Genomic DNA, 11,772 nt, shown 5'->3' on the forward strand with positions numbered 1-11,772 from the left:
TTGGGCTTGTTGTCCGGATGTGTTGTCGGGAAGGTGCGGGAGCATGGCGTTGGATCGCCGGAAGTTTCTGAAGAAGTCCGCTGTGACGGGTGCGGGTGTGGCGCTGGCGGGAGGTGTGATGGGAGCTCCGGCCGCTCAGGCGGCCCCGGTGGCGGCCGTCGAGGCCCAGGGTCGTCCGGGGAAGCGTTTCTCCCTGACGGTGATGGGCTCCACCGACCTGCACGGCAACGTCTTCAACTGGGACTACTACAAGGACGCCCAGTACAAGGACGCGGCGGGCAACGCGCTGGGTCTGGCGCGCATCTCCTCCCTGGTGAAGGAGGTGCGCCAGGAGAAGGGCGCCGGGCGGACGATGCTGATCGACGCCGGTGACACCATCCAGGGCACGCCGCTGACGTACTACTACGCCAAGGTGGACCCGATCACCGCCGCGGGCGGTCCGGTGCACCCGATGGCGCGGGCGATGAACAAGATCGGCTACGACGCGGTCGCGCTGGGCAACCACGAGTTCAACTACGGCATCGAGCTGCTGCGGAAGTTCGAGTCGCAGTGCGACTTCCCGCTGCTCGGCGCCAACGCGGTGGACGCGACGACGCTGAAGCCGGCGTTCCCCCCGTACTTCCTCAAGTCCTTCCACGTCCCCGGTTCGGCGCGTCCGGTGAAGGTGGCGGTCCTGGGTCTGACGAACCCGGGCATCGCGATCTGGGACAAGGCCTATGTGCAGGGCAAGCTGAAGTTCCCGGGTCTGGAGGAGCAGGCCGCGCTGTGGGTGCCGAAGCTGCGGGCGATGGGCGCGGACGTGGTGATCGTCTCGGCGCACTCGGGCACCTCGGGCACGTCCTCGTGGAGCGACCAGCTTCCGTATGTGGAGAACTCCGCGGCGAACGTGGCGCGGCTGGTTCCGGGCATCGACGCGATCCTGGTGGGTCACGCCCACAAGGAGATCGCCGAGCTGCGGGTGGTGAACGAGGAGTCGGGCAAGGAGGTCGTGCTGTCCGAGCCGCTGATGTGGGGTGAGCGGCTGTCGCTCTTCGACATCGAGCTGGTCTTCGACAAGGGCCGCTGGTCGGTGGAGTCGGTGAAGGCGTCGCTGCGCGACTCCAAGGACGCGGTCGAGGACCCGGAGATCGTGGGGCTGCTGCAGGAGCAGCACGACGCGGTCGTCGAGTACGTCAACCAGGTGGTCGGCACGGCCACGGTGACGCTGACGACGGTGGAGGCGCGGTACAAGGACGAGCCGATCATCGACCTGATCGCGAAGGTGCAGGAGGACGTGGTGAAGGCCGCGCTGGCCGGCACCGAGTACGCCTCGCTGCCGGTGGTGGCGCAGGCGTCGCCGTTCTCGCGGACGTCGGAGATCCCGGCGGGCGAGGTGACGATCCGGGACCTGTCGAGCCTGTACGTGTACGACAACACGCTGGTGGCGAAGGTCCTGACGGGTGCGCAGCTGAAGGACTACCTGGAGTTCTCGGCGCTGTACTACGCGCAGGTCGCTCCGGGCGCGCCGGTGGACGTGAACACGCTGACGAACGCGGGGAACCGTCCGGACTACGCGTACGACTACGTGTCGGGCGTGAAGTACGACATCGACATCGCGCAGCCGGCGGGTTCGCGGATCAAGAACCTGACGTTCGAGGGCGCGGCGGTGCCGGCGGACAAGAAGTTCGTGATGGCGGTGAACAACTACCGGGCGAACGGCGGCAGCGCGTACCCGCACGTGGCGTCGGCGCCCGAGGTGTGGGCGGAGTCGACGGAGATCCGGACGCGGATCGCGGAGTGGGTGACGGCGAAGGGTGTGCTGGACCCGAAGGACTTCGCGTCGGTGGACTGGCGTCTGACGCGGGACGGCGTCCCGGTCTTCTAGTTCCTGTGGTGCGGGGCCGGGCTGTGGTCCGGTCGGCGGCGTCGGCGGGTTCTCCCGCCGGCGCCGTCGGCGTTTCTTCCCCCGCCCTCCCTCGTCCCCCCTCGTCCTCCTCCGCGCTCCCCGTGCCTCCGTGCTCCGCCGGGTGGGCTGGTCAGCACAGGCCGAAGGTGGTGAAGGCGGTGCGCCGGGGCAGCCGGTAGACCTCCTTGCCGGTGAGGGTGTTGAGGATGGTGGCGCTGCGCCAGGCGACGAGGCCGAGGTCGGGTGCGCCGACGCCGTGGGTGTGGAGTTCGGCGTTCTGGACGTAGACGTGGCCGGTGATGCTGTCGTCGAGGCGCAGCCGGTAGTGCTCGTCGATCTGGGGGCGGCCGGCGTTGTCGCGGCGCAGGTGGGGGGCGAGGCCGGTGAGGAGGGGGTCCAGGGGGCGCTGGCGGTAGCCGGTGGCGAGGACGACGGCGTCGGTCTCCAGGGTGGCGCGGGTGCGCTGCTGGGTGTGTTCGAGGCCGAGGCGGACGGTTCCCTCGGTGGTGCGTTGTGCGGTGTGGACGTGGACGGCGGGGGTGAGGTGGGTGTCGGGGCGGCCGCCGTCGAGGGTGCGGCGGTAGAGCTCGTCGTGGATGGCGGCGATGGTGTCGGTGTCGATGCCCTTGTGGAGCTGCCACTGGCCGGCGACGAGCTGGTCGCGGACGGGTTCGTCGAGCTGGTGGAAGTAGCGGGTGTAGTCCGGGGTGAAGTGTTCGAGCCCGAGCTTGGAGTACTCCATGGGGGCGAAGGCGGGGGTGCGGCCGAGCCAGTGGATGTTCTCGAGGCCGGCGGGGCGGTGGCGGAGCAGGTCGAGGAAGACCTCGGCGCCGGACTGTCCGGTGCCGATGACGGTGACGTGCCGGGCGGCGAGCAGGGTGTCGCGGTGGTGGAGGTAGTCGCCGGAGTGGACGACGGGGGTGCGTGCGTCGTCGGTGAGGGCTCGCAGCGGTTCGGGGACGTGGGGTTCGGTGCCGATGCCGAGGGCGATGTGGCGGGCCGGGGTGCGGTGGCGGCTGTGGGGCCGGCCGTCGGGGTCGAGGCGGGTGTGGTCGACCTCGAAGAGGGCGCGGCGGGGGTTCCAGCGGATGGTGTCGACCCGGTGGCGGAAGTGGAGGCCGGGGAGGCGTTCGCTGACCCAGCGGCAGTAGGCGTCGTACTCGGCGCGGTGGATGTGCCAGCGTTCGGCGAAGTAGAAGGGGTAGAGCCGGTCCTTGGCCCTGAGGTGGTTGAGGAAGCTCCAGGGGCTGGCGGGGTCGACGAGGGTGACCAGGTCGGCGAGGAAGGGGACCTGGAGCGTGGTGCCCTCGATGAGGAGGCCGGCGTGCCAGTCGAAGCCGGGGCGGCGTTCGTAGAAGGCGGTGTCGAGCTGGTCGAGGGGCTGGGCGAGGGCGGCGAGGGAGAGGTTGGCGGGGCCGATGCCGATGCCGACCAGGTCGCGCGGTGAGGGTTCCCCTTGCTCGGGAGCGGCCGGGAGCTCGCGGGCGGTGTCGTCCGGTGCGGGGTGTGTCATGGGTGGTCGTCCTCCGTGGGGGTCCGGAGTGCTAACGACCGCGGGGGTGTGGGGACGCGGGCGGCCGGCCCGCGTCCCCTGTCCTTCTCCGTCCGGTGCGGTCAGCTCGCCTCGCGGACCCGCAGGGCGCGGGCGAGGTCGTCGAGCTGGTCGGTGAGCTTGCGGCGCAGCGCGGGGGTGACGTCGTCGCCGTCGAGGGTCTGCCTGCCGCGGCGCAGGGTGTCCTGGTCGACGGCGTGGGCGGGGAAGGCCCAGTGGCCGGCGGCCTCGGCGATGGCGGGTCCCCTGCGGCGGGCGACGGCCGGGGCGTCGGTGAAGAAGCGGGTGACGTACTCGGCGGTGAGGTCTGCCTGTTCGGGCTGCCAGAAGCCCTTGGCGGTGGCGGTGAAGAGGTAGTTGGAGAGGTCGTCGTCGCGGAACATGGCGTCCCAGGCGCGCTTCTTGGCCTCGGCGTCGGGGAGGGCGGCGCGGCAGCGGGCGGCGCCTTCCTGGCCGGTGGCGCTGGGGTCGCGTTCGAGTTCGGCGGCGATGGCGTCCTCGTCGGCGGCGCCGAGGAGGGCGAGGCGGGCGAGGATGCGCCAGCGCAGTTCGGGGTCGAGTTCGGGGCCGCCGGGGACGGTGTCGTCGGCGAGCCAGGCGGTGAGGGTGTCGGGGCGCAGGGCGCTGTCGATGCGGTGGCGGACGGCGGTGAGGCGCAGGCCGGGCTGGGAGCCGTCCTCGGTGCGGCGCAGGAGGTCGCGGCAGAGTTCGCCGATGAGGGCGAGGGCCTCGGCGCGGCGGCCGGGTGCGAGGTAGCGGTCGGCGATCTGGACGCGGGCGAAGGTGAGGACGCCCTGCACGATGGCGAGGTCGCTCTCCTCGGGGAGGTGGGCGCTCGCGGTCCGCAGGTAGTCGAGGGGGGCGAGTTCGCCGTCGCGGACCATGTCGCGCAGGGTGTTCCACAGGACGGCGCGGGTGAGGCCGTCGGGGACCTGGGAGAGTCCGCCCAGGACGGTCTCCAGGGAGTCGGCGTCGAGGCGGATCTTGGCGTAGGTCTGGTCGTGGTCGTTGGGGGCGACGAGGGCGGGGCGGACGCCGGTGTGGGTCTCGGGCCCGCCGGGGACGTCGGTCTCGTGGCGTTCGCGCAGGACCAGGGTGCGGTCGGTGCCCAGGACGCGGTCGTAGACGGCGACGGTGATGCGGTGGGGGCGGCTGCCCTGGTGGCCGAGGGCGAGGCTCCAGTGGCCGGGTTCGGTGTCGACGGTCGCGGTGAGGGTGTCGACGCCGCTGGTGCGCAGCCAGGCGTCGGCCCAGGCGTGGACGTCGCGGTCGGTGTGGGCGGCCAGGGAGTCGAGGAAGTCGGCGAGGCTGGCGTTGGAGAACTTGTGGCGGGCGAAGTGGGTGTTGATGCCGGCCAGGAAGTCCTTCTCGCCGAGCCAGGTGACGAGCTGGCGCAGGGCGCTGGCGCCCTTGGCGTAGGAGATGCCGTCGAAGTTGAGGAGCGCCGCGGCGGTGTCGGGGACGTCGTCGGGGGCGACGGGGTGGGTGGAGGGCCGCTGGTCGGCGTCGTATCCCCAGCTCTTGCGGGTGACGGCGAACTCGGTCCAGGTGTCGGTGTACCGGGTGGCCTCGACGAGGGTCTGGTAGCCCATGTACTCGGCGAAGGACTCGTTGAGCCAGATGTCGTCCCACCAGCGCAGGGTGACGAGGTCGCCGAACCACATGTGGGCCATCTCGTGGGCGATGACCATGGCGCGGGTCTGGCGTTCGGTGTCGGTGACGGCGGAGCGGTAGACGAACTCGTCGCGGAAGGTGACGAGGCCGGGGTTCTCCATGGCGCCGGCGTTGAACTCGGGGACGAACGCCTGGTCGTAGGAGTCGAAGGGGTAGGGCTCGTCGAACTTGGCGTGGTAGCGGTCGAAGCAGCGGGTGGTGATCTCGAGGATCTCGTCGGCGTCGGTCTCGAGGTGGGGGGCGAGGCTGGCCCGGCAGTGGATGCCGAAGGGCAGTCCGCGGTGCTGGGTGCGGATGGAGTGCCAGGGGCCCGCGGCGACGGCCAGCAGGTAGGTGGAGATGGCGGGGGTGGTGGCCGCGGTCCAGGTGCCGTCGCCGTCGTGGGTGGTGCGGCTGTTGGCGAGGACGGTCCAGCCTTCGGGCGCCTTGACGGTGACGTCGAAGGTGGCCTTGAGGTCGGGCTGGTCGAAGGCGGCGTAGACGCGCTGGACGTCGTCGAGGAAGAGCTGCGTGTAGACGTAGCTCTCGCCGTCGGTGGGGTCGGTGAAGCGGTGCATGCCTTCGCCGGTGCGGGAGTAGCGCATGGCGGCGTCGACGACGAGTTCGTGCTCGCCGGCGGTGAGGGTGAGGGGCAGCCGGTTTTCGTCGAGGGCGGCCGGGTCGATCGGGTGTCCGTCGAGCGTGGCGGTGCGCAGTGCGGCGGGCTTGAGCTCGACGAAGGTGTCCGCGTCGGCGCGCGCGGTGAACCGGACGGTGGTCCGGGAGTCGAAGGTGTCCTCGCCGGTGGTGAGGTCGAGGGCCACGGTGTAGTGCTGGACCGTGAGGAGGTCTGCTCGGGTCTGCGCTTCGTCGCGCGTCAGTACGGACATGGGCACATGCTGCCTGATGCGGGGCTGTGTGCGCAGGGGGGTTATGCGCTCGTTGCCCCGGGCGTGCGGGGCGTGGCGGGGCGCACGGGGGCGGCGGCGGGGTCAGGCAGGGGTGCCGTCGCCGGTGCCGTCGCCGGTGCCGTCGCCGCTGTCGTCGGTCTGCTCGGCGATGCGCTCGTGGTGGCGGATGACCTCCGCGATGACGAAGTTGAGCAGCTTCTCCGCGAAGGCGGGGTCGAGCTTGGCGCTCTCGGCGAGCCGCCGCAGGCGGGCGATCTGCTCGGACTCGCGGTTCGGGTCGGCGGGCGGCAGTTGGTGCTTGGCCTTGAGGAAGCCGACCTGCTGGGTGCATTTGAAGCGTTCGGCGAGCATGTGGACGACGGCGGCGTCGATGTTGTCGATGCTGTCGCGCAGGCGGCCGAGCTCCTCGCGGACGGCGGGGTCGACGGGGGCGTTGTTGCTGGTCGTCATGGTCGATCACTGTAGGCGGCGGGACGAACGCCTGGTGGCGGGGTTCCACAGTGTGGGCTGCCGCCGTGACCCGTACGGCGCCGCTCAGCTCTCGTCCGGGTCCCAGCCGTACCGTGCGAGGCGCCCGCGCAGCGCGGCGGCACGCTCCAACTGCGCGCTGTCCAGCGGGCGGGCGGCGTCGTTCTCCACCGTGTGCCGGTCCGCCCCCAGGAACGCCGCTCCGACGCGGCCGACGTTCTCCTCGCAGAGCCCTTCGGACAGCGCCGCGAGCAACGGCAGCCGGTCGTCCCCGTCGATCCCCGCGGGGAACGCCTGCCGCAGCAGGGCGACGACTTCGGTGAGGTGGGGTTCCATGCGGTCGGCTCCCCGGGCGACACGGCTCCGCTCTGAGCGTGGGGGCTCCGGCCCGCGGGTGGCGCGGGCCACGGTCCGGCCGGCGCCTCCGGCCGTGATGCGTCGCGACCCAGGACCCAGGTGTGTGACGCCGTACGGGACCGCCTGACGACAGGGCGTTGGGCCCGGTTCGCCGCGACGGGGTCTCGGGGCCGGGCCCGTGGCGCCGTGGCGCCGGGGCGCCGTGGCGCCGTGGCGCCGTGGCGCCGTGGTCAGGGTACGTGGAACAGCTCGGGAAAGCGGAGGGCGAGCCAGGGTCTGCGGCCCCAGGCGAGTACGGCTCCGCGTGCCATGGCCTGCCACGGGCTCATGCGCCCCAGCCCCATGAGGAGGAAGGCGACCGGCTCGGTGACGATGGTGCAGTCCGGACGTTCCGGCGCGCGCGGTAGCACCTCGACCGTGCCGTCGGTGAACGTGACGCCGAATGTCGTGCCTCCCCTGAGACGCAGGGTGTAACGGGCCGTCAGTTCGGGGGCGGCGGAAAGACGCGGCATCGCTGTCTGCAGGAACGGCAGGCACAACTCGACCCGGCTCGCGTTGATCATGTGCGGTCGGCGCAGTCCGCGGGCGAGGTCGTAACCGTGGCCCAGCATATGGGTGAGCAGGTACGAGGCGAAGGTGCTGTGGTCCAGGGGGCCCAGCGGAGTCAGGAACGTCTGCGCCGCGGTCCCGTGGGTCGTGGCTCGACCCACCGCGTCCAGGAATCTGTCGGCCTGCTCCACGATCATCGCAGCCAGCGGTTCCGCCGTGCGTTCGGGGAAATCGGCGAGACTCCGCGCGTTGGCCGCAGCGATACTCCGCGGCGTGCCGTCTCCGTAGGGGCGCTCCTGGCCGGACGCGACATCGGCCATCAGGCCGTTGGCCAGTGCCAGGTGGGCGGCCGTCTCGCCGACGGTCCACTCCAGCCCTGGTACGGGACCGGTCATGTCCGTCGCGTCGGCCAGGAGCGCGGCGATCTCGCCGGCTGTCTCCCGTATCGCCTGACCGACTCCCTGCGGCAGGGAGTCCTCCGTCCTCGTCCGTGCTCCCCGCTCCACGTCGCTCGCTTCTCCTCGCGTCCAGGTGATCACGCCTTGTAGCACGGCACGAAACCAGACTCACCGGTCAGTAACAAGAGGGCGTGGCGCCCGAGTGCAGGGAGAACCGAGACCGTCGGTGGACGTTTGCGAGCCGTTCCGCTGCCCCCTGACGGCGTGGGGATGGCCGGGGCGTCCGCACACGCGTGGTCTCGTCGGCACGGTCGAGGCGGCCGGCCTCGCCGCCGGCGGACTCGGCCTGTCCGCATGCCTGTTCAGCGAGTCGCGGGAGGTCTGCCCGTCCCTCCGGTTGTGGGCGGTGCTTCCCCGAGCGGGAGCCGCGGCCTTCACCGCCGCCCCCGCGCCCGTGCGCGTCCGCCCCGCCCCGCCACGCCCCGCCCCGCCCCGCGGCAGCGTCGTCGGCCTGAAACGGGTCCTCCGGCAGGGATCACAGGCCGGGCAGGGGCTCCTGGTCGACGTCGTGGGAGCGGTGCCCGAACCGGCGGTCCGGGTCGCACTCCGGTCCGAAGCCCCTGCGGCGTGACTCAGCGTCCCGGAGCTCGGATCCGCACAGGCGGCACCGGACCCGCCGCGGCAGGCCCGGCGGCGGGTCGGTGAGTGCTTCCTGCTGGTACGTCATGGGACCAGTGTGACCGGACCGGCCGCGTCGGACGACCGAGGCCCTGAACGGGTCCGTCGGGACGATCCCCGCCGCGTCGAAGAGCCGCCCCAACGCCTCGTGTCCGTGCCGCCTGCGGTACCCGATCCCGGCGCGGGTCACCGGCAGCACCTCGCGCCGCCCGGGCGCCAGGTCGTGCGTGACGGCCTCCACGGAGCGGCCCGCGAAGAACGCCCGGACATGTGACTCGACGGCCTCGACGGCCTCGACGGCCGGGGCGCTCGTCTCGCTCACCACGTGATCATGTCGGAGCGCCGGCGTGGCGCGGGCCCCACCATCACGGGCCCGCCACGCCGGCCTCCCGGCAGGTCAGTGCTCGCAGAGGGAGAACTCCCGCTCGTAGACCTGCTGGTTGTGCTCGTCGACGAAGAACTTGCGCTCCTTCATCAGCTCCTCGCGGTACTGCCTGGCCTGTTCCAGCGTCATGGTCGACGTGTCGGCCCACGGCTGCTGCGGCGGCACGTCGGAGGTCGAGACGATGCGCTGCGACGGATCGACCAGGAAGAAGGCGAGGATCTTCCGGTGCCCGGGCCTGGCGGGGTCCGCGAGGCGGAACGGCGCGACCCGGTGCTGGAGGACGTTGGGGAATGCCAGGCAGCGGCCGGCCGGGGTGGATGCGGAACCGAGCTCCTGGTTCAGCGGGCTCGCGTTCTCCAGCCCGTAGACCTCGTTCATGCCGTCGTCGTCGCTCTGCTCGTACTCCTCCGGCTCGTCGAGCGCCGTGCGGAAGCTCAGCCGGCTCTCGGTGATGTTCTCGTTGTCCCAGTAGTACAGGCAGGTCGAGACGATCCGCTCGTTCTCCATCCCCTCGACGTGCCAGGAGCCTCCGGCGTACTCGGGGCGCTCCGGGGTGAGGTGGATGGTGGCGAGCTTGACGATGACCTGGAGACCCCGGCCGCGCAGGTCGACCCGCTCGGTCTCGTCGGGCGAGGCGGGCGGGACGTAGTCCGGTGCGTCCGGGACGTCCGGACGGCGGTTGTCGTACCACGCGTCCATCGCCTCCCGCCACGCGGCGAAGGCCTCCGGGTCGTCACTCCCGGGCGGGGCCGGCTCCGTCGCGTCGTACCACCTGTAGGGGTCCGCCTCGATCCGCAGGATCTCCGGACGCCTCAGGTCGGTGAGCACGTTCTCGAACAACGGGCGTACCCGCGCGAACAGTTCGGGCAGTACGGAGGCGAGCTCGCGATGGTCGACCGGGTGCACGTTGTTGACGTACGAGCGGAAGGTGACCTCGCCCTCGTCGCCGACCTCGACGTCCGTGGGCAGCCACTGGAAGCGCTCGGAGAACTCGTACTTCTGGCCCCAGGAGGTGTCCGGCCGCTGCCACGCCCGCTCGGGTGCGCCGCTGACGTCTCGCACGAGGCAGAACAGCGAGGGGTGCACCAGGTCCAGTACCTGGCCTTCGGAGCCCGGGTGCCAGTCCTTCTCCTCGTCGGGGACCTCTTCGAGGACCCGCACGGCCTCACGGAGCCTGGACCTCAGCTCGTCCTCGACGAGGGTGTCCGAGTGCCACACCCCGTCCACGGCGGACACCTCGACGCCGGTCCGCTCGTCCCGCAGCTCGGCGTACCGGGCGAGCTCGGCGAGCACGTACCGTGTCTGCGCCTCGGTCAGGCCCTGTTCGACCGCCTCACGGGTCCACCGGGCGACGACGTCCGCGTCGTTCCGCTTGACGAACCACTCGGGCTTCGACCGGATGTGGGCGCTGCACCGCATCATCTGGAGCTCGCGCAGGGTGCGGGGTGTCCCGTAGTGGTGATGGGCGGAGAAGGGCAGGGGGAAGGGAGACAGCTCGGTCAATTTCGCTCGGTCCTCACAGTAGGTGCGACGGCCCGAACACTACTGCGAGGCGCTGACATGTACTGAGCTGAACTGCGGTCGCGCGCACGGCTGTTGGAGCCGTGCCGGGGACCCGGTCAGCGCACGATGCCCTGGGCGCGGGCGGCGCGGAGCCAGGCGGGGAACTCGCCGAGGAGGCGCTCGTAGAGCTCGTCGTCGGAGAGCCTGAGCGGGTCCTGTCCCGCGTGGAAGAAGCCGGCGTTGTCGACGACGCGCTTGCCGGGGACGTCGAGTTCGTCGAGCTTGCGCAGGAAGTCGAACTGCTTGCTGTCCGGGTCGCCGAAGCCGACGAACTGCCAGAAGATGGGCAGCTTGGCCGCCTTGCAGACGTAGCGTTCCGCGGCGGGGCGGCTGATCGGGCCGCCGTCGGTCTGGAAGATCACCAGGGCGGGCGCGGTGGCGCCGCTGTCGAGGTGGTGGTCGATGACGGCGTCCATGGCGAGGTGGTAGCTGGTCTTCCCCATGTGACCGAGTCCGGCGAGGACGCGGTCGATCGCGCCCTGGTGGTGGGCGAGGTCGATCTCGGTGACCGCGTCCACCTCGGTGGAGAAGAAGACGGTGGGGACGATGCCGTCGTCGTCGAAGTGGGCGGCCAGGGACAGCACGCGGTCGGCGAGGGCCTGGACGCTGCCGTCCTTGTAGTACGGCCGCATGGAGCCGCTGTAGTCCACGACCAGGTGGACGGCGGCGCGTTCGCCCTCCAGCCCGTGGTGGGCGACGGTGCGCCCCGCCTTCTTGTACAGGTCGACCAGCGCGGGCGCGCTCTGCTCGACCTTGGTCAGGCTGATGGCGGGCATGGCCGCTGCTCCCCTCCCCCGGGCGCCCCGCCAGGCCGGGGCGCTCCTGCCCAGGAGGGTACGGGAGGACGCGGGACGCCCGGCCGGGGGGGCGCGCCGCTCACGCGGGCAGCCCCCCGGTCCCGGGCACGGTGATCATCCCCGTCGCGTCCTCGCGCCCTCCCACGCCCGGGCGAACGCTGTGGGCAGCGGGACGGAGGGGACGGCGGCGAGGTGGGAGGTCGAGCGGTGCTCCCCGGCCGGCGGCAGCAGCCCGCACATGGACGCCGTGCCGGTGTCGTAGAGGGTGCGGGTCTCCCGGACGGTGTTGTCCAGCCGGTGCAGGGTGAAGCGGAGCGCCTGCGGGACCTTGCCGAAGCGGTCGGTGATGTTCAGCGTGACGTCGTGCTGCTCCACGGCGGTGACGAAGCCGAGAGCGGCGTGCGCCGACTCGCCGCTCCCGGCGGTCGCGGTGACGGAGCCGCTGTACTTCCCGCTCAGGCCCAACGCCTGCAGCATGCGTTGTCCTTCCCTCGCCGCCGTGCGAGCTGCTTCACGGGCGACGGCGCGCACCCGTCGTCGAGGAACGGCAGCACAGCGATGTCATGCAGGACTCTG

The 11,772-nt window shown here is 71.6% G+C and carries 10 protein-coding genes; 1 reads left to right on the top strand and 9 read right to left on the bottom strand.

Translation table 11 applies throughout. From position 1 onward, the window contains the following. Nucleotides 1-43: 43 nt before the first annotated feature. The gene (locus ABT026_RS27080) at nt 44-1,864 is read left to right on the top strand and encodes a bifunctional metallophosphatase/5'-nucleotidase (RefSeq protein ID WP_351117770.1); all 1,821 of its coding nucleotides are present in this window, start codon (nt 44-46) and stop codon (nt 1,862-1,864) included. 151 nt (nt 1,865-2,015) lie between these two features. On the opposite strand, the gene ABT026_RS27085 is transcribed toward ABT026_RS27080, so the two are convergent. The 9 genes from ABT026_RS27085 to ABT026_RS27125 form a co-directional block, all read right to left on the bottom strand. Then, a complete protein-coding gene (locus ABT026_RS27085; protein WP_351117771.1) occupies nt 2,016-3,398 on the bottom strand; it encodes a lysine N(6)-hydroxylase/L-ornithine N(5)-oxygenase family protein in 1,383 nt (460 codons plus the stop codon). 101 nt (nt 3,399-3,499) lie between these two features. Beyond that, nucleotides 3,500-5,980 carry an aminopeptidase N gene (pepN, locus tag ABT026_RS27090; RefSeq protein WP_351117772.1) on the bottom strand — a complete coding sequence of 827 codons (2,481 nt, stop codon included), beginning with the start codon at nt 5,978-5,980 and terminating at the stop codon, nt 3,500-3,502. A gap of 102 nt (nt 5,981-6,082) precedes the next feature. After that, entirely contained in the window at nt 6,083-6,451 is a 369-nt protein-coding gene (locus ABT026_RS27095) for a chorismate mutase (protein WP_351117773.1), read from the bottom strand. A gap of 84 nt (nt 6,452-6,535) precedes the next feature. Continuing rightward, nucleotides 6,536-6,805: a DUF3349 domain-containing protein gene (locus ABT026_RS27100; protein WP_351117774.1), complete on the bottom strand. Its 270-nt coding sequence runs from the start codon at nt 6,803-6,805 to the stop codon at nt 6,536-6,538. 251 nt (nt 6,806-7,056) lie between these two features. Then, entirely contained in the window at nt 7,057-7,881 is an 825-nt protein-coding gene (locus ABT026_RS27105; protein WP_351117775.1) for a maleylpyruvate isomerase family mycothiol-dependent enzyme, read from the bottom strand. Between the two features lie 427 nt (nt 7,882-8,308). Beyond that, nucleotides 8,309-8,773, bottom strand: coding sequence for a DUF6011 domain-containing protein (locus tag ABT026_RS27110; RefSeq protein ID WP_351117776.1), 465 nt, complete (start codon nt 8,771-8,773; stop codon nt 8,309-8,311). Between the two features lie 75 nt (nt 8,774-8,848). After that, nucleotides 8,849-10,339, bottom strand: coding sequence for a DUF4246 domain-containing protein (locus ABT026_RS27115; protein WP_351117777.1), 1,491 nt, complete (start codon nt 10,337-10,339; stop codon nt 8,849-8,851). Between the two features lie 116 nt (nt 10,340-10,455). After that, entirely contained in the window at nt 10,456-11,175 is a 720-nt protein-coding gene (locus ABT026_RS27120) for a vWA domain-containing protein (RefSeq protein ID WP_351117778.1), read from the bottom strand. 135 nt (nt 11,176-11,310) lie between these two features. Then, nucleotides 11,311-11,673, bottom strand: a complete 363-nt coding sequence (locus ABT026_RS27125) for a hypothetical protein (protein ID WP_351117779.1) — start codon at nt 11,671-11,673, stop codon at nt 11,311-11,313. Nucleotides 11,674-11,772 lie beyond the last annotated feature (99 nt).

The organism is Streptomyces sp. NPDC002734 (assembly GCF_040295685.1).
GTDB lineage: Bacteria > Actinomycetota > Actinomycetes > Streptomycetales > Streptomycetaceae > Streptomyces.

Coding starts and splice junctions, on each gene's coding strand:
- ABT026_RS27095 (WP_351117773.1), bottom strand. CDS start 6,451: ATGACGACCAGCAACAACGCCCCCGTCGACCCCGCCGTCCGCGAGGAG.
- pepN (WP_351117772.1), bottom strand. CDS start 5,980: ATGTCCGTACTGACGCGCGACGAAGCGCAGACCCGAGCAGACCTCCTC.
- ABT026_RS27080 (WP_351117770.1), top strand. CDS start 44: ATGGCGTTGGATCGCCGGAAGTTTCTGAAGAAGTCCGCTGTGACGGGT.
- ABT026_RS27100 (WP_351117774.1), bottom strand. CDS start 6,805: ATGGAACCCCACCTCACCGAAGTCGTCGCCCTGCTGCGGCAGGCGTTC.
- ABT026_RS27085 (WP_351117771.1), bottom strand. CDS start 3,398: ATGACACACCCCGCACCGGACGACACCGCCCGCGAGCTCCCGGCCGCT.
- ABT026_RS27125 (WP_351117779.1), bottom strand. CDS start 11,673: ATGCTGCAGGCGTTGGGCCTGAGCGGGAAGTACAGCGGCTCCGTCACC.
- ABT026_RS27120 (WP_351117778.1), bottom strand. CDS start 11,175: ATGCCCGCCATCAGCCTGACCAAGGTCGAGCAGAGCGCGCCCGCGCTG.